General features: G+C 54.8%; 17 protein-coding genes and 1 pseudogene. 9 read left to right on the forward strand and 9 right to left on the reverse strand.

Annotated elements, in window-relative coordinates; genetic code table 11:
- Positions 1-341 precede the first annotated feature (341 nt).
- The gene (locus SYC_RS13880) at positions 342-491 is read left to right on the forward strand and encodes a hypothetical protein (RefSeq protein WP_155813922.1); all 150 of its coding nucleotides are present in this window, start codon (positions 342-344) and stop codon (positions 489-491) included.
- 170 nt (positions 492-661) lie between these two features.
- On the opposite strand, the gene SYC_RS10410 is transcribed toward SYC_RS13880, so the two are convergent.
- On the reverse strand, positions 662-1,687 hold the full coding sequence (locus tag SYC_RS10410; RefSeq protein ID WP_011244264.1) for a type II toxin-antitoxin system HicA family toxin: 1,026 nt from the start codon (positions 1,685-1,687) through the stop codon (positions 662-664).
- A gap of 353 nt (positions 1,688-2,040) precedes the next feature.
- Between SYC_RS10410 and SYC_RS14250 the strand changes: the two are divergent.
- A pseudogene (locus SYC_RS14250) lies at positions 2,041-2,118 on the forward strand (hypothetical protein); the annotation flags it as partial.
- Between the two features lie 208 nt (positions 2,119-2,326).
- Here the strand turns inward: SYC_RS14250 and SYC_RS10415 are convergent.
- Both SYC_RS10415 and SYC_RS10420 read right to left on the reverse strand, forming a co-directional pair.
- On the reverse strand, positions 2,327-2,896 hold the full coding sequence (locus SYC_RS10415; RefSeq protein WP_039755600.1) for a hypothetical protein: 570 nt from the start codon (positions 2,894-2,896) through the stop codon (positions 2,327-2,329).
- A gap of 161 nt (positions 2,897-3,057) precedes the next feature.
- The gene (locus SYC_RS10420) at positions 3,058-7,044 is read right to left on the reverse strand and encodes a magnesium chelatase subunit H (protein WP_011244265.1); all 3,987 of its coding nucleotides are present in this window, start codon (positions 7,042-7,044) and stop codon (positions 3,058-3,060) included.
- 289 nt (positions 7,045-7,333) lie between these two features.
- Here SYC_RS10420 and dapB point away from each other — a divergent pair, with 289 nt between their 5' ends.
- The 4 genes from dapB (at position 7,334) to SYC_RS10440 (ending at position 10,651) form a co-directional block, all read left to right on the forward strand.
- Positions 7,334-8,155 (forward strand): 4-hydroxy-tetrahydrodipicolinate reductase, encoded by an 822-nt coding sequence (gene dapB / locus SYC_RS10425; protein ID WP_011244266.1) that lies wholly within the window; start codon positions 7,334-7,336, stop codon positions 8,153-8,155.
- Between the two features lie 9 nt (positions 8,156-8,164).
- Positions 8,165-8,848, forward strand: coding sequence for a hypothetical protein (locus tag SYC_RS10430; protein ID WP_011244267.1), 684 nt, complete (start codon positions 8,165-8,167; stop codon positions 8,846-8,848).
- Between the two features lie 64 nt (positions 8,849-8,912).
- A complete protein-coding gene (locus SYC_RS10435; protein WP_011244268.1) occupies positions 8,913-9,962 on the forward strand; it encodes an N-acetylmuramoyl-L-alanine amidase family protein in 1,050 nt (349 codons plus the stop codon).
- Positions 9,963-10,099: 137 nt separating this feature from the next.
- On the forward strand, positions 10,100-10,651 hold the full coding sequence (locus tag SYC_RS10440) for a hypothetical protein (RefSeq protein ID WP_011244269.1): 552 nt from the start codon (positions 10,100-10,102) through the stop codon (positions 10,649-10,651).
- A 2-nt stretch (positions 10,652-10,653) separates the two neighbouring features.
- Here the strand turns inward: SYC_RS10440 and glmM are convergent, their stop codons facing one another.
- Both glmM and SYC_RS10450 read right to left on the reverse strand, forming a co-directional pair.
- A complete protein-coding gene (gene glmM, locus SYC_RS10445; protein WP_011378332.1) occupies positions 10,654-12,072 on the reverse strand; it encodes a phosphoglucosamine mutase in 1,419 nt (472 codons plus the stop codon).
- Between the two features lie 54 nt (positions 12,073-12,126).
- Positions 12,127-12,306 (reverse strand): hypothetical protein, encoded by a 180-nt coding sequence (locus SYC_RS10450; RefSeq protein WP_049749333.1) that lies wholly within the window; start codon positions 12,304-12,306, stop codon positions 12,127-12,129.
- A gap of 59 nt (positions 12,307-12,365) precedes the next feature.
- Here SYC_RS10450 and SYC_RS10455 point away from each other — a divergent pair, with 59 nt between their 5' ends.
- Positions 12,366-14,438 carry a transglycosylase SLT domain-containing protein gene (locus tag SYC_RS10455; RefSeq protein ID WP_011244271.1) on the forward strand — a complete coding sequence of 691 codons (2,073 nt, stop codon included), beginning with the start codon at positions 12,366-12,368 and terminating at the stop codon, positions 14,436-14,438.
- Positions 14,439-14,470: 32 nt separating this feature from the next.
- On the opposite strand, the gene SYC_RS10460 is transcribed toward SYC_RS10455, so the two are convergent.
- Both SYC_RS10460 and SYC_RS10465 read right to left on the reverse strand, forming a co-directional pair.
- The gene (locus SYC_RS10460) at positions 14,471-15,055 is read right to left on the reverse strand and encodes a hypothetical protein (protein ID WP_011244272.1); all 585 of its coding nucleotides are present in this window, start codon (positions 15,053-15,055) and stop codon (positions 14,471-14,473) included.
- Positions 15,056-15,062: 7 nt separating this feature from the next.
- The gene (locus tag SYC_RS10465) at positions 15,063-15,467 is read right to left on the reverse strand and encodes an NIL domain-containing protein (protein WP_011244273.1); all 405 of its coding nucleotides are present in this window, start codon (positions 15,465-15,467) and stop codon (positions 15,063-15,065) included.
- 72 nt (positions 15,468-15,539) lie between these two features.
- Between SYC_RS10465 and txlA the strand changes: the two genes are divergently transcribed.
- The gene (gene txlA, locus SYC_RS10470; protein WP_011244274.1) at positions 15,540-16,115 is read left to right on the forward strand and encodes a thiol:disulfide interchange protein TxlA; all 576 of its coding nucleotides are present in this window, start codon (positions 15,540-15,542) and stop codon (positions 16,113-16,115) included.
- 159 nt (positions 16,116-16,274) lie between these two features.
- On the opposite strand, the gene nblA is transcribed toward txlA, so the two are convergent.
- On the reverse strand, positions 16,275-16,454 hold the full coding sequence (nblA, locus tag SYC_RS10475) for a phycobilisome degradation protein NblA (protein ID WP_011378330.1): 180 nt from the start codon (positions 16,452-16,454) through the stop codon (positions 16,275-16,277).
- A gap of 362 nt (positions 16,455-16,816) precedes the next feature.
- On the opposite strand from nblA, the gene SYC_RS10480 reads away from it, so the two are divergent.
- Positions 16,817-17,221, forward strand: a complete 405-nt coding sequence (locus SYC_RS10480) for a hypothetical protein (protein ID WP_011244276.1) — start codon at positions 16,817-16,819, stop codon at positions 17,219-17,221.
- On the opposite strand, the gene SYC_RS10485 is transcribed toward SYC_RS10480, so the two are convergent.
- Entirely contained in the window at positions 17,218-17,619 is a 402-nt protein-coding gene (locus SYC_RS10485) for a hypothetical protein (protein ID WP_011244277.1), read from the reverse strand. The two genes, SYC_RS10480 and SYC_RS10485, sit on opposite strands and share 4 nt — an antisense overlap.
- Positions 17,620-17,675 lie beyond the last annotated feature (56 nt).

Below are 17,675 nucleotides of genomic sequence, written 5' to 3' on the forward strand. Positions count from 1 at the left end.
CTCCGAAAACCTTATACATATGCTTTTTGTCCTCAACTCACGTATTCTTCATGGTCAACTAACTTTACAACTTTTCTTGTCCGCGTAATGCATAACATATATATCTCCGGCTAATGCTTGGATGTCTACTTGTATATCTATAGATGAAATTATTGATGACTTTCCTGATCTAACAGAAGCTGATATCAGATTCATCGATCAGCTGATTGAGGTTGCTACACGCCTCAGTAGCAGTAATCCTGATCATGACAAACCTCTACGCATGCTCAACTCTTCATCAAGAGTACGCTTTCCGGTACTTACGGCAAGTTAACCGTCGCGCACAACGCTAGCTGAGATATATGGGTGTAGATGGGCTCGTTGATGGCGATCGCCCAATTCAACCCTCAGGGTTTGTTGCCCGTAGCCGTCTTTTTCGCAGTAATCCGGTGCGGCAAGGACTTGGAGAATCGTTGGCTAGCGATCGCGCCATTCAAAATCGGGTCGCCTGATCAGGGGACCGCAGGCAAAAAACCTAGGTGCGATCGCCATCTGTAAGTGAAGCTCAATAAAATGATAAACTATCAAAGCTTTCGCGGAAAAGCAGCAGCGTAAACCTAGGTATTTACAGATAATCTCTAGCTGCTTTCTTCCTGAGAGTTCCAGTAGTACAACGGTAAATTTAGCTAACTTTTCTAGCTTCTATAATGTTTTTCTCAATGCTTTTAACAACAAAGGGAGATATCTTTGTATGTCTAGGAACAGGAGTAATTCCCTTCGATTGAGGATGCTGCCAAATTTCGTGTCCACCTCCTTCTCTAATTTTTATGAATCCTTCTCTTTGTAATAACCGGATAATTTCTGATTTCGACAACTCAGAAAATTTAACTATAGAAAAGTTTGATTTGCGATTAAAATTTTCTTGAACTTTGGCTTCAAAATTAAGAATCGAATCCTCAAAAAAGGAGCTATATTCGTTAGCAGCAGAAGTTAGGATTTTGTAAACTGGTTCAACAAGACTGAGGGTTTTGATATTTCTTATCTTGACTTGATAATCTTTAATATAGTGTGACTTCTCAAGCTTTTCTTTAATCTTCTTTTCTAGGTTGTCAATCTTAATTGATCCATGTTTGCTAGCCATATTTTCGGTGGATGTAATAATTGACCAATAAATAGATTTTATGTATTCATAAATATTTCTGTCAGTCTTATTAGGCAAGATAATAACTATACGAGAGCTATCAAAGCTTGCCCAAAGAACGATCGCTGGTAATTCAGACAAGTTAATCCCAAACCCTTTAGCAGCAATTCGAGCCGCTTCATGTGCCTGTTTTTTGCCGCAAAAAAGAGTAGAGAGCCAATCGTTACTATCTGCCATGTAAGCATCAATGTCTTCTGCCCCTAACTCCTGCAAAAAGGCTCTTATTCTGTTGTGAGCGGGTTTTAAAATCTCTTCTATGTATACATGATTAGAATGCAAGAATTTAATGTTTGGGGTATAAGGCAAGTAAATATTAGGAGTACGACCTGTTCGGTTATGTAGCCACCAAGCGAGTTGAGGGTTTTGATCGCTTAATGCTGTATCCCATTCATCCAATTCACAATCATGCAAAAGAAGCGAAGATGACCATATTTTACTGTAATGCTGCCTCAAATGAGAAATAAATCCAGAAACAGCAAAATAAGAAAGGTCAGGAATTGGAATCATTTTTGAGTTAACACTTAGAGGTTAATATATAATCGCAGAATTTTACAGTCTCATGATAAGAGCTTGCTACCGAGAGACTTAAATAGCTAGCTAACATATACATCTCTGACTAATAACTGAATCTCTACTTTAGCCAAGGCTTTCTCCTTTGCTTCATAAAGCAGTACCCCGTTAGGGTTGAATAATCACCACCTTGTAGATTAGTCCTCTTGTCAAGACTTTGATCTGGCTTAATGGACACCAACACTCCTACCCCCAGACCCAGAAAGCTCCTGGAGCACATCACTAACGTGCTCTAGGTCAAACACTGCTCCTACCCAACTGAGAAGGTTTATCTTCTTTGGCTCTGTCGCTGTATCCTATTGCACCATAAGCAACACCCAAGGGAGAGAAGCGACGGAGAGGTCAATGCCTTGCTCTGTGGGATGTAGATCAGGGTGCGATCGCTCTGGTTCTGACTTTCAGCCACGCTGGTAGTCCAGATCCACTGGAGATAAACCTCGTTCTCTTTCTAAGAATTGCCAATGAATCGCGCAGACGGGACGCCATGAAGGCGATATGTTTCCAGTCATTTCTCTGACTGCAGATAAGGCAAAACTGTTACTTACATAGGCAATCGCTCCCTAAAATTCATAGGATTTACGAATGTAGCAGTTGCCATGCTTTATAAAAATTGTTTCTTAAGTGTGATTCAGATTTATCACGGATTGTCATTACATAATTTGAAAAATGTTGGTCAATACTATCGACCAATGAATATCTGTCAACAAGAATAAACTGAATCGAGTTGTCTTGAGAGTTGATCATGAGCCTAAAGGTAGGCGAGCCATCCTGAAGTAAAACTTTTGTTCGCGTCATCCCAAAGTGAGAAAGTCCACAACGTCCATCTTTATAGAGAATTTTAATAAACTCATCCCATATTGACTGCTGATATTGACTTGGCTTGGGAAAAACAGAATTGAAACCTTCTGCGAAAAATTCCTTTGATCTCTTGTAGCTATCTTCACCCCTGAAAAAGATTGTATAACTTTCAAAATAAGCAAGCGCTGTTTGTAAGACACCGAACCCTGCGTGCTCATGATGATTCAAAATCCTTCCGCAATTTATTAGCCATCCCCTGACCTTATCTTCATAAACATCTACAATGTCCTCCAACAAACCCGAGTCTAATTTGGTCGAATAATACTTGGGACTAATCTTAAAAGCCATTCCAGTTATTCCTCTGGGTTTGTTGTTATCTTAGCTACCTAGTTTATTAAGTGTGTTTGTTTTCCAAGGTGAAGGATCAACAAAGAAAAACTCCAAGAGTACCGTTAGCATAAGTACCTCTTGGAGTTGTTGGGATATGTTCGAATTGCCCTAGGCTCTAGTTATTCGACGCCTTCGATTCGGTCTTCGACCTCTTGATAGAGCTCTTGCAGGCGTTGGATATTTTCGTCACTGGTTTCCCAGTAGCCGCGACCTGCAACCTCTAGTAGCGTGCCCACCATGCGGCGGAAGCTGTGGGGGTTGAGATCCATCAGGCGCTTCTGCATTTCCGGATCAGAAATGAAGGTCGTATTCGCCTCCTCATAGACCCAGTTATCAACCGCGCCCGCCGTCGCTGACCAGCCCGAAGTGTAGTTCAAGCGCTTAGCAATTTCCCGCACGCCTTCATAACCGCTGTTCAGCATCCCTTCGTACCACTTGGGATTGAGCAGCTTCGTCCGCGAGTCCAGCCGCACCGTTTCATTTAGCGTCCGCACTTGGGCATTCGCCGTGGTCGTGTCGGCAATGAAGCTCGCCGGTTTCTTGCCGTCTTCCCGCAGGCTCGCCACCAACTTGGTCGGGTCGCTGTCGAAGTAGTGGCTCACATCCGTCAGCGAAATTTCCGACGAATCCAAGTTCTGGAAGGTAACATCCGCTGTCTTCAGCGATTCCCGGAACAGTTCCTGATTTTGGTTCATCATGCCGGGGTTGTCGCTATCAAACGCGAAGGATTTACGCTCCAGATACATGTTCTGGAGTTCGCTTTCCTCTTCCCAGCTGCTGTTCTCGATCGCCAAGTTGACGTTGCTGCTGTAGCTACCGGAAGCGTTGGAGAAGACACGGCTTGCCGCTTGGCGCAGCTCAATGTTCAGCTTCTTGGCTTGCTCCAGCGAGTGCTTGCGCACAAAGTTCATCTCCAGCGGCTCATCAGCTTCGGCAGCCATTTTCACCGCTTGGTCGATCAGCGCCATTTGGTTGATGAACAGATCGCGGAACACGCCCGAACAGTTGACGACCACATCGACGCGGGGACGACCCAGCTCTTCCAGCGGAATCAGCTCCAGCTTGTTGACGCGACCGAGGCTGTCCGGCTTCGGCTTGACGCCGACAAACCAGAGGATTTGCGCCAGCGACTCGCCGTAGGTCTTGATGTTGTCGGTGCCCCAGAGAACGCAGGCGATTGTTTCTGGCCAGTTGCCGTCATTTTCTGCCCGCTGGCGATCGAGCAGGCGATCGACCACGACTTTGGCCGATTGCACCGCTGCGGTCGTCGGAATCGACTGGGGATCCAGCGCGTGAATGTTGCGACCGGACGGCAGCACGTTGGGGTTACGAATCGGGTCGCCACCCGGCGCGGGCATCACATATTCGCCGTCCAGCGCCTTGACGAGGTTCTGCATTTCCAAGTCGGCGCAGACTTGCTCCAAGCAGAATTGCAGATAGTCGAACAGGACTTTCAGCGCATCCTCATCAACCTTGTAGCCCTTGGCTTCCAAAGCCCGTTGGTAGGCCGGTTTCAGTTTGATGTTGAAGAAAGCCAGCAGCTTTTCGATCCAGCCAAAGCGTTTGACCAGCGAGACACGGCCATCACTGCCGGTGACTTCCCGCACCATCGCTGCCACTGAAGCACGAACCGCTTCGGTGATCGACTGGTTGAGGTTGACGTCATCCAGCACGCCCAGATCAGCGCTGCGGAAGATTTCTTCCATCTCGCGACCGAGGCTGCGGGCAATCAAGGTCGGTAGGCCGGTGATCCCTTCTTCATCGCGATCGAGGCTGGCGATGTTGACGAGGGTGGCGATCGCTTCTTCGGCAGTTGGCGGTTTGCCAATCACGTGCAGACCGCAGGGCAGCAGACGGCTCTCGATTTCCATCAGCTTGCGGTAGACGTTGCCCACTAGGCGATCGCGATCGTCGGCGCTCAGTTCTGCGGCATCAACGTCCGGTAGTTCGACGTCTTGGTCGAGGTTGACCTGACGGCAGGTTTCCACAATCGAGTTGCAGATGGCGACACCGCGGCCACTTTCCCGCAGGGTTTGGTAGCTGCCCACCAGCTCGCTCAGTTCCTTCAGACCCTTGTAGAGACCCGCGTTTTCAGCGGGTGGGGTCAGGTAGCTGATCGTTTCGGCATAGCCCCGTCGTTTGGCGATCGTGGCTTCTGAGGGGTTGTTCGCCGCGTAGTAGTAGAGGTTGGGGATCGTGCCGATCAAGTTGTCGGGGTAGCAGGCACCGCTCATGCCCATCTGCTTACCAGGCATGAACTCCAGCGAGCCGTGGGTGCCGAAGTGCAGCACCGCGTTCGCCCCCCAAATGTGGTTGAGGTAGGTGTAATAGGCAGCAAAGCCGTGGTGAGGGCTAGCGCTCCGGCTGTAGAGCAGCATCATCGGGTCGCCTTCGTAACCGAAGGTCGGCTGGACGCCGATGAAGACGTTGCCAAACTGCTTACCGAAGATCAGCAGGTTTTCGCCGTCGCTGTTCAGCTGTCCCGGAGGTGGCCCCCAGTTTTCTTCGAGGCGTTCCGCGTAGGGCGTCAGCCGCTGGTATTCGCTCACCGACATGCGGTAGGCGATGTTCAGTTCCGGCGAGGCGTATTGGGCTTGGGCGTCGTGGATGACTTCCTCCATCAACTCCTTGGCGGTCTTCGGCATCCCTTCCACGGTGTAGCCTGCCGCTTTCAGCTCTTCCATGACGCGATGGATCGAGCCGAACACGTCCAGATAGGCCGCCGTACCAACGTTGCCCTTATCCGGCGGGAAGCTGAAGACGGTGATCGCCAGCTTTTTAGTGGCGCGAGGCGTGCGGCGCAGGTTGGCCCAGCGGATCGATCGCTCTGCGATCATCTCGACCCGATCTTGCAGGGTGTGGGCTTTGCCGGTGGCGCTATCGCGGCCAGACATAATGATCGGCTCGATCGCGCCGTCTAGCTCAGGAATGGCGATTTGCAGCGCCACTTGCACGGGGTGCAAACCGAGGTCGCTCTCTTCCCACTCTTCCGTGGTTTGGAAGACCAGCGGCAGCGCCACCATGTAGGGACGATTCAGCTTTTTGAGGGTTTCGATCGCCTTGGGATGGTCTTGGCGCGCAGGGCCACCCACCAGCGCAAAGCCGGTCAGCGAGACGGTTGCGTCGATGATCGGTGTCTCGGGATCGAGGGGATCGAAGAAGTACTGCTGCACCGGCTTCGAAAAGTCCAGCCCGCCGTTGAAGACGGGAATCACTTTGGCACCGCGATATTCCATCTCGGAAACGACCGCCACGTAGTGCGCATCGTCGCCGGTGACCAAGTGGCTGCGCTGCAGCACCAGGCCGATGGTTGGACCATCTTGCTTGGGCAGGTCTTGGCGCGACTGATACCAGTTGAGGTACTCCTTCAAGTCCTCAAACATCTGGGGTGCCAGCGGGTGCCAGATGCCTTGGTCGGGGTAAACGACTGGCTCTTCAAAGTTGACGTTGACGTCGCTGTCTTTTTTGAAGACGTAGCGATCGGCAATCATCAACAGGAAGTTTTCCAGGTTCTCTGGCGAACCCCCCAGCCAGTACTGGAAGCTAAGCATGAAGTTGCGAGCGTCCTGTGCCTTCTCAACCGGCAGGTACTTGAGGACGTTCGGCAGGGTACGCAGCAGCTTGAGCATGGCGTCTTGGAAACCTGCTCCACCCGCTTCCTTGCGCTTCTTCATGAAGCTGGCGATCACGCTCTTGCTTTGGCCCAGCTGCGCCATCGAGAAGGAGCCGAGCTTGTTGAGGCGCATCACCTCCGGCATCGAGGGGAAGACGATCGAGGCGGCAAGGCGATCGCGCACCGGTTGCACGGCGCTGACCACTTTCTCAGCTAGGTCTTCGATGAAGATCAGCGAGCCGATGAAGATATCTGCATCCTGCAGATCGGCTTTAAAGGCGTCGTAGTTTTCGGGATCGCGCAGTTCTTCGATCAGGTAGCCGCTCAGTTCAACAGCAACTTGATGGGAGCCAGCATTGATCGATCGGACGGCGGCCGAGAGCGCACTCTGATACTGCGCTTCCAAGACGACGTAGACCACTTTCAGCCGCGATCGCCCGTTAAGGTCCTCGGGCACGATGCGACGGATTGCGGACTTGACCTGGGTGAACATGCGCTTAGCAGCCTCCGGCGTGTTCTCGAGATGCGGGCGATCGGGTACAGGGCCGGCAAAAATACCCAATCGTGACAAATCACTCAAGATTGAGTTCTAACAGAAAATCCAGACTGGGTGGGGCCTCCCGGCGATCGCAGATACAATTTGCAATCCCTTTTGACAAGTAACTTCATAAAACTTGACAGAATGGCGATCGCTCCTTTTCCCCTAAGAGCTAAGGCGGTTTCGACCGCGCCCCGCCATTTCAGGAAACAATGGCAACAGTGCAAGATTCTGTGACTGGTTTATGGCTCACCCGATTCCTGTGGTTGTCAATGGGGCGACTGGCAAGATGGGGCGCGAAACGATCAAGGCGATCGCAGCGGCGGATGATGTGACCCTCGTGGGGGCGATCGCCCGCAGTGCGGATGTGCAGGGGCAAGACATCGGCGAGATTGTCGGGCTTGGGCCGCTGGAAGTGCCGGTGACCAATGACCTTGAAGGAATGCTCTGCCTGGCTTCGCAGGAGCGGGAAGTGCCCGTTGTTGTCGATTTCACCCACCCTGACTGCATCTATGACAACGTCCGCAAGGCGATCGCCTATGGTGTGCGGCCAGTTGTGGGCACCACCGGCTTAAACAATGAGCAGTTGCAGGAACTAGCGGAGTTTGCCGAAAAAGCCAGCGTTGGCTGCTTGGTAATTCCTAACTTTTCGATTGGCATGGTGCTGCTGATGCAGGCAGCGATTCAGGCCAGCCGCTTCTACGACCACGTCGAAATTTTGGAACTGCATCACGACCAAAAGGCGGATGCGCCCAGTGGCACGGCCATCAAAACCGCGCAGATGCTGGCAGAACTGGGCAAAACCTTCAATCCTCCCAAGGTAACCGAGAAGGAGACGATGCCCGGCGCCCGCGGTGCTGTTGGCCCTGAAAATATCCGCATTCACAGCGTCCGTCTGCCGGGACTGATTGCCCACGAAGAGGTGATCTTTGGTGCGCCCGGTGAAATTCTGACCCTGCGTCACGACACCATGGATCGCAGTTGCTATATGCCGGGTGTGCTGTTAGCAGTGCGGAAGGTGCGGCAACTGACGGGGCTGATCTACGGCCTCGATCGCATTCCCTAACGCAGGACCATGCTGATTCCCATCACCGAAGCCAGTACGAGGCAACTGATTCCTGCGATCGCGACGGGGCCGCAGTATCGCTACTGCTGGGGAAAGCCTCAGGACTTTCTGCGGCGGCTCCTGATCTCCGTGATCGTAGCGGTGGCTGCCTTGCTGGCCGAAACCCTGGCGGGGGTCTCCGGGGAAATTGCCCTCGTCGTCGGCATTCTGGGCGGCTTCTTTTGGTGGTGGGCACCGATCGCGATCGCTGCTCAACGCAACTACCGCCTGCGCCGCTATCGCTATGCCGCCTTTTGGGAGGGGGAGATCGTTGATCTTTACCGCAGCCAAGCCCGCATTGGTACAGAGGAAACGGTCAATTCCCAGGGGCGGTTGGTGCTGATTGACAAGGTCGAAACTCGCGTCAATCTGGAGCTGCTGGACGAGAACGACTTTGAGCTGCGGCTACAGGTCCCGATCAAAAACGACTACAAGAAATTGCGACGGGGGCAACTAGTGCAGTTGCTCCTGTTTTCCAACGATCCGCAGCTGGCCAAGCTGGAAGCCTACAGCGACGCCTACGTGCCCGCCTTGGATCTCTGGGTGAGTGACTACCCCTATCTGAGCCGCGAAGCCTTCAAATTCACCAGTGCCCGACTCATTTCCGAAACTGAGGCAGCTCGCTATGATGACCGGGGTCGCGGACGCCGCTAGGGAACTGAACCCCGGCGAAGTGCATCATGGCCTTTGATAACTGTTCTCAATAGGAGAAAGAGGCGTGAGTAAACGCTGGCTAGCCCGGAGCGCTGCTGTGGCGATCGCCTGTCTACCGGCGCTGATCAGCCTCGAAGCAATCTCCACCCAACCAGCGATCGCCCAGGCGGCAGTCAACAATTTGCGCAGCATCGATGCGGATGCAGAAGGTCAACTCATCTTTCGCACGGATGCACCGCCGCGCTTTGAATGGACGCCAGACCTCGGTGGTAACTATCAGCTGACGCTCTTTGATACCCAGCTTCCCCTGAACTTTCGGACTCTGCCGCCGCCCTTGAGCTTGGCGCGCTTTGAAATCAATCGTCAGGGAAATAACATTGTCATCCGCCTGCGGACGCGCCCCGGTAGTCGTTTAGAACCGCCGGTGATGACAGCAGCAGGTCTACTGGGGCTGATGCTACCGAAAGCGAGCCTGCCGGCCCTAACGACGGCACCGCCTCGCCTGACGCCGCTGGTGCCCAACCTAAACCCGATTCCTCAGCCCTCTGTAGTCGGACTGCCGCCCCTGACGCGACCGGCAGTGATTGTGATCGATCCCGGCCATGGCGGGCGCGATCCCGGCGCGATCGGGATTGGTGGCATCCGTGAGACGGATATCGTGCTCGATATCTCTACTCAGGTCACCCGACTGCTCCAAGCGCAGGGGGCACAGGTGGTGATGACGCGGCAAGACGATCGTGAGGTTGATTTAGCCCCGCGCGTGGCGATCGCTCAGCGAGCACGAGCAACGGTCTTCGTCAGCATCCACGCCAATGCTCTCAGCATGAGTCGGCCAGACGTCAACGGCATCGAGACCTACTTCTTCTCGGCAGCCAGTCGACCACTCGCCCAGGCCATCCAAGACCGGATGATGCAGTTCTTCCCCGACATGCGCAATCGTGGTGTCAAGCAAGCGCGTTTCTACGTCATTCGCCAGACAACGATGCCCTCAAGTTTAGTGGAAGTGGGATTTGTGACGGGGGCTGAGGATGCGCCTCGCCTCGCGGATCCCACGTTTCGCGCCCAGATGTCCCAAGCCATCGCGGCCGGCATTCTCGACTTCCTCAATCGCTGAAGCTAGGTCTGGTGCTGAACTGGGCGATCGCTCGACACCAGGCTCATGAAGCAGAGCGGAGAATGGAGTAGTTCTTCTGCCTGCGATCGCGATCGCCGTCGGTAGGCTGGGAGCTGGTTGTCGTCCCTTTGCTAACCATGACCTCGCCGCAACTCTTGGCTTCCCTCGTGCCTTGGGATTTGATGTTTTCGACCCAGGGAATCATGATCGGGCTGTTGGCGGCCTATGCCGGGGCACTCTGGCTCTTCCTGAGCAGTACGCCCAAGGTTCACACTGTTCTGGTCTCGGACCTAGCCCAAGCGCAGATTTTCTATGAGCGGGTGCTGGGGCTGGTGGCAGCGGATGTGCCGCTGAATTACTACTACAACACCGAACAAGGCCTGGCTGGTTTGGGGTACGACGGATCTCTCGGCATCGCCGCCCCGTCCCGTTTGGGTCGCGATCGCCCGCAGGATGGGCTATGGTATCGCCTCAAGCGTAAAACCCAGCTGCATGTGGTCGCTGGGGCGAATCCTGGCGATCACCAACGCCTGCGGCAGGTGTCCTTCGATCGCGATGGTCTGCAGCAGATCCTCAGCCGCATTCAAGCTCAAGGGTTGCCCTTCAAGCTCAAACGACAACTACCCCTCCTCTTTCTGGTCAAGGACTGGGAAGGGCAGGTGATCGAGTTCGAAGAGCTAGAGGTCTAGCGCTAGAGCAGGTGTGATTCCGCCACTTGCACGAGATGGGTGGTCCAATGTTCAACCTGCTGGGCTTCCTCGGCTTCCACCATGATCCGCAGCAACGGTTCCGTGCCGGAGGCGCGTACCAAAACGCGGCCGCGATCGCCCATATCGGTCTCTGCCGCTGCGATCGCTTGGGTCAGAGCCGCGCAGTTCTGCCAGTTGCAACGGCGATCGCGATCTTCCACGCGCACATTGCGCAGCAGTTGCGGATAGGGTCGGAAACTCTGGTCAACCAAGTCAGCAAGAGAAACTCCACTAGCTTGCACTAAGGCTGCAACATGGGCAGCTGTCAAAGTGCCATCCCCCGTCAATGCGTAGTGACGGCAAAGGATATGCCCGGACTGTTCGCCGCCTAGCATCGCCCCGCGAGCCTGCATTTCCGCTTGCACATACTGATCACCGACAGCGGTGCGGACAAATTCGCCACCCACGGCTTGCCAAGCTCGCTCAAAGCCCAGATTAGCCATCACTGTCGTCACAATTGCCTGACCCGGAAGCTGCTGTTGCTGCTCCAGTTCCCGTCCCCAGAGGAAGAGGATGTGGTCGCCATCGACGCTACGGCCCCGTCCATCGACGGCCAAAACGCGATCGGCGTCGCCATCAAAGGCAAAACCCATGTCTGCGCCCTGCTCAAGGACAGCGGCTTGTAGCCGTGCCAGATGAGTCGAGCCGCAGTTGACGTTGATCTGATTACCATCTGGCAGGTCATGCAGGGCGATCACCTCAGCGCCGAGTTCCCGGAACAGTCGAGGAGCGAGTAGGGCGGCAGCCCCCCAAGCGAGGTCAAGGACAATCTTGAGCCCTTGCAGGTTGGCTCGCTGTCCCAAGGATTGAGCGATCGCCGCTTGGTAGTGATCCGCGAGTTGGGGCTGGTAGTAATGTTGCCCCCAAGTCGTCGCTGGCAGGCTGGTTTGCTGACCGCGCAGGCCCGCTTCGATCGCGGCTTGGAGCTGGCGATCGAGTTTGCTGCCATCGGCCCCGAACACCTTGATGCCGTTATCGCCGGGTGGATTGTGGCTGGCGGAAATCATCACCCCGCCGATCGCTTCACTGTGGTGGGTCAGGTAGGCGACACCGGGCGTGGGACACAGGCCGAGGTGCAGCACTTCCACACCCGCGGCGGCCAGCCCTGAAGAGAGCGCCATCGCCAGCATGTTGCTGGAATTACGCGAATCTTGGCCGACGACGACTGGCCCACGATCGCCCCCAGCTTGCCGCAGCACCTGTCCAGTCCAGAAGCCGACCTGCTGAGCCAGTGGCGCTGTCAAATGCTCACCGACGCGACCGCGAATGCCATCGGTTCCAAACAGCGGAACCTGCTCAGCGATCGCTGCGATCCAAGGAGTAACTTCAATCGCTGTCTCCCAACGTGTCGCTGAGACCATTCCACACACCTTTGCAGTTGGACAAAACAAGAGGATCGGAATCCTGAGGCCGGGTTAACGCCAGCGTCGGGGGGCGTAGAGTGCTTGCAATCCAAGAACTGCAGAGCTTAACAAGAGTAGCCAGAGGATAGCGCCTGGCAGGAAGCCTAGCCAGCCCAGACCTCGCACAATCCAGACAAGAGCTGTGACAGCCAGACTAATCCCAAACCAACGATAGCGACGACGGCTGACCATAGAGATGGGTGAAGAGAACCCGCAGAAGATTCTAGCGGTTGCAGTGTTACCCTAGGCCGATGTCTGCTCCTTCTTCCCCTTCGACATCCCAGACTCGGCCCCCAGCCCGATCGCTCTGGCGCCGGCGGCGTACCTGGTTTTTGGTCGGTGGAGGTGGCCTTGGAGCGGCAGCAGTCGTTGTCTTGTTGGGGATTTGGTGGCGATCGCCCACCCCGGAAGCTGCGATCGCGCTGCGTCAGTCGGATTTTGCAGAGCTACGCTGGCAATCGCGCTTTGCCATGGATGCCGCCACTCGTCAGCGGGCTCGTTTTCTCTACGCCCTGGCGATCGCCCCAGATCAGCCCCAAGCGGCCCTGCAAGCCCTGCAAGGACTAGAACGCTCCTATCCGCTGCTGGGTCCCTACATCCTCAAACTCCGTGCCCAAGTTCAGACGCAACTGGGCCAAGACCCCCGCGAAACCTGGCGGCAACTGCTCAATACCTATCCCGAGAGTCCTGTGCAGGCAGAGGCTGTCCTGGCCTTGGGACAGTGGGATCTCGCCCCAGCAACGATCCAGCGCTGGCCTCGCTATCCAGCCAGCAATGAGTTGGCGCGTCAGTTGGCGAAACGGCAGCCCGCAGAAGCAAAACGGTGGTTGCTGCAGATTGCCCAATTCGGTCGCTATCGCTTTGATATCGATGCCGTACTGTCGGAATTGCAAGCTCTGCCCAATCTGACTGCCCGTGATCGCCAACAAATTGCTGATGCCTATTGGCAACGCGATGACTATGCAACGGCAGCAGACCTCTACGCGCGATCGCCCCAGACCGATGAAACCCTTTATCGGCAAGCGCGCAGTCTCGACCTGACCAGTCAACCTGAGGTGGCGCGGACCCTCTACCAACAGCTGCTCCAGCGTTTCCCTCAGTCCCCTGAACGGGAGCGGGCTTTAGTCCATCTCGTGCGCTTGGACCCAGCCAATCGCGATCGCTATTTGCAACTGCTAGAGCGGCAATTTGCTCTTAGTCTGCCCGAGGCCCTGGGCCTAGCAGCCGCCACTGAACCGCGTTACCGCCCGATTTTGCTGCAACGGTTTCCCGCCTCACCTGAAGCGGCTGCCCTGCGTTGGCAACAGGCTTGGCAGCAAGCCGAGGCTGGCAATCTACCCCAAGCGATCGCCCTGGTGACTCAAACCCGCGATCGCAGCCCCACCATCGAAGCGGCAGCCCAAGCAGGCTTTTGGTTAGGTCGTTGGCAGACTCAGCTGGGGCAAACTGACGCGGCTCAAGCAGCTTGGCAATGGGTACTTCAGCAGCATCCCGATTCCTACTACGCCTGGCGATCAGCGGCGGCACTGGGTTGGCCGGTTGGGGATTTTTCCCAAGTTCAAGCGCAACAACCGGCTTGGCCGCAAGCCCAATCTCCCCAAGCGTTACCCGCGGGTTCTGCTGTTCTGAAAGAGCTCTATGCCCTCGGCCAGACGGAAGATGCTTGGCGGCTCTGGCAACAGGAAGGCCCTAGCCGCGATCCCAGCCCCAGCGATCGCTTTATCTCCGCTCTGCTGGAGGCCAGCATCAGCCGCTACGATCGCGCCGCGAGTCTCCTCAAAGGTCTGCCGATCGATAGCCCGTTGCGGCAGCGATCGGATTTTGTCAGCACCCTGTATCCAGTAGTTTTCAAAGAGGAAATTACAGCAGCAACCCAGCGCGATCGCCTCAATCCGCTGTTGGTATTAGGTCTGATTCGCCAAGAGTCGCGCTTTTTGCCAGGAGCGACATCAGTCGTTGGGGCGCGAGGCTTGATGCAGTTGATGCCAGAAACGGCCGCTGAAGTGGCGGCAGAACTGGGGCTTCAGCAATACGATTTGGGCGATCCTCAGACCAATATCCAGTTGGGTAGTCGCTATCTTCGCAATGTCTTGGACTATTGGCGCGAGGACAGTCTCTTTGCGATCGCTAGCTACAATGCTGGCCCCGGTAATGTCGAAAATTGGGTGCGTCGCTTTGGCCGTAGAGATCGCGATCGCTGGTTAGAGCAGATTCCTTTCCCTGAAACGCGCGATTACGTCGAGAAAGTCCTCAGTAACTATTGGAACTATCTGCGTCAGAGCGATCGCAGCTTAGAGCAGCGTTTACAACAACTAGACCGTTAATCTCAAGCTTGCGGAGACAGTCACCTAGTCGGTTAATTCAGGCGCGACTGACTCAGAATCAAAGGCTCCTTGGACGGATGAGCGAACTGAGCCGAGGATTCTATGGGCTGAGAGCGCGTCTGCGATCGCTCGGGCATGACAACATCTGATTGATGCCAAGTATGGGCGGTAATCCCGAGGCTGCAACCAATGACTGCTGCCAACAGCAGTGACAGCCAAGATTGCCGCGTTGAGTAAGCGCGAATTTGCAAGTCGAGACGGGCGATCGCAATCACCGTGCCCAGCACCAGCAGAGTAGCCAGTGCATTGATATGGGTCAGGATCAAGACCGTAAAAACACTGGCAAAAACCATAAAGATAAAGGAAAAAAGACTGGAATCAAACCAACTTAAAACCCGTGAATTAATAAAGCTGCGTGGAACCGTACAAAGGCTAATAATAATCAAGTTGACAATAATAATAAAAGGCCAGAAGAGGATTGGAAATTGCCGAAAAAATGGCATTCTCTCGAGGTTTTCGAGGAGGCTATGCCAATACCAACCAAAGGCAATATAAGTAAAAATAACCAGCCACCAAGCTGGAATAAAGAGGGCATTTTTATGAGAAGCGGAGGCCATAGTTCGGTTACAAGTTAGTGGCGATCGCCTGTACCGGACAGGTGGGAATGCACTGTTCACAGACACTACAGCGCGGCCGATCGAACTGAAGCTGAAAGCTCTTGGGGTCAAGTCGCAGAGCGCCAGTTGGGCAAACCCCTGTACAAAGGCCGCAATCGACGCAGCGATCGCGATCGATCACAATCTCAGCAGTGGTGAGCGAGACATTAATATCTTGCATCCCCATCCAGTCGATCGCGGCTTCTAGCGCATCGATATCGCCGGATAGCTCGACTACCAGTTTGCCGCTTTGGTTAGGCGTGATCTGGGCGCGAATAATATTGGCTGCCACATTAAATTCAGTCGCTAGCCGATAGGTAATCGGCATTTGGACAATCCGTCGTGGAAACGTGAGGGTCACGCGCTTCTTCATGGCTGCGGTCCCACTGCCTCAGACTCCTCGGCTTCGATAAACTGGGACTGTTCCGGCCACCCTTGAGGCAGCATGACTGCGGATAATTCTGTACCCAGCCGTCTTCGCAACATCTTGGTGATTGCCGCAGCACTCGTACTCACCATCCTAGTGGTGCTGGGGTCTCGTCAGCCATCAGCCGCTGCATCGCTAGCAAGTTTGGCCGAGCAAGCTACGCCCTACGAAGTTGCGATCGCTAACGATCGCCCCATGCTGCTGGAGTTCTACGCCGACTGGTGTACCAGTTGCCAAGCCATGGCTGGCCGCATTGCGGCTCTCAAACAGGACTACAGCGATCGCCTCGACTTTGTCATGCTCAACATCGACAACGACAAATGGCTGCCTGAGGTTTTGGACTACAACGTCGATGGCATTCCGCAGTTTGTCTATCTCAACGGTCAAGGCCAGCCCCAAGGCATCAGTATTGGTGAGCTACCGCGTTCAGTCCTAGCAGCAAACCTCGACGCGCTGGTCGAAGCCCAGCCTCTGCCCTACACCAACGCTCGAGGCAACCTTTCAGAATTCTCAGCGGATCTGCAACCTAGCCGTTCCAGCCAAACTGACCCGCGTAGCCACAGCGGTCAAGTCCAAGACGGTGTTCTAGATTAGAGCCTTGCTCACAATTGATCAATGGCGAGCGATCGCAGTCGTGGAACTTGAGGTATCTAGACTCGATTCGTGCCCTCGTTGGCAAAACTGGGGCTGCCCGGAAGTTCAACAGCTCATCGCTGAGTCAACAACGCTTCGCGGGCAAGTCTTGCACACGGTCTAACTTCCTTGGCGAATCATGCCTTTGAAGATGTTCTCGTGTGCCATCTTCTGGCGAACCACTTCGATGAACAGATCTTCGAGGTCTTCCCGTGAGATGTCACGCACCTGCTGACGGTACTTCTGCAGATCAAACTGCTGTTCAACACTGAGGGAAAAGTCGGGGAGAGGGGGGAGCATGGGAGCCTCCGGCACTGCAGATGAACAAGCTGTCTCAGACAGCAACTGTTTCAGAGTCTTTCTGAATTGTTACACAAGGTAACTATGGCTTGACGAGCCGTCAATACTGCTATCTCGAATCTTATCTGTGTAGTGATTGTTTACAATCTACGCGCTGCTCCTGCTACGGGTGCTACAGAATTGGCGTGACTTTCCCAGGCAGCGCCTTGATCCTGAGAAAGGATTTGCCCTTTCTGAGACAGCGAACTGCCGGTAGGGCGATCTGCAGGACGCTTAAGGAACAGCCACAGATCCCCCTCGGGTGAAGCTCGGCGGCCACTCAGAATGAAGTAGAGGCAGCAGCATTGGAGGGTTGGCCTAATATGCGTTACTTCTTCTGGTCTTTACTTGCGATCGCTGCCGTCTTACCGATTTCGATCGCTCAGGCTGGGTCAGTGCGTATTGAGCAAGCCCCAAACTTGCAAATGTCTGGCATGTCTGGAGGGGGTCGTGCTAGCGACTGTGGCTACATTGGCAACCGCCCAAGCGAGCAAGTGACTATCAGCCCGCAGTATGTGGAACAGTCAGGCTATCTGCGCATCAGTGTGACGGCTGCAGGCAATCCCACACTTCTGATCGAAGGCCCTTCAGGGCGCTTCTGCTCCGTGGGCCAAGGCGGACGCAATCCCCAGCACGTGGGCGTTTGGCCGGCTGGAGTCTACAACATCTACGTCGGCGATCGCCAGGGCCAGAGCCATCCCTACCAGCTCAATCTGTCGGGGCGCTAATCCTCGTCGAGATCCTGCACTTCGACCGCCTGCACATCGAGGGTTCCTGGCGGTGTGACGCGGACAAGCTGCCGATTTTTGACCTGCAAAACTTCGCCACAGCCTGGGCATTGCAGTGTCGACTGCCCTATCCCACTAACCGGGGTGCCACAGACTGGGCAAGGAGCGTTGATTAAGTTGCGGTTGATCCACCAGCGCAGGCCGAGAATGCCCAGAATGGGCAGCAGGATCAGCAGCCCAACCAGCCCAAACAAGGCATCGCGCAGCCAATTGGGCAGAACTGAGAGCACCAACACGATCACCGCGATTGTGGCGAGACTGCGCCAAGGCGATGGACTGGGGCCAGCACCAAAGTTCACAGGAACCTCCTCAAGTGGCTGTTGTTTCCAGCTTGCCACTTGCCTGTCCTCCAGCGCGTCGCAATGACCGCCCTAAAACCTTGGCAATAGCCGCT

This window comes from Synechococcus elongatus PCC 6301 (genome assembly GCF_000010065.1).
GTDB lineage: Bacteria > Cyanobacteriota > Cyanobacteriia > Synechococcales > Synechococcaceae > Synechococcus > Synechococcus elongatus.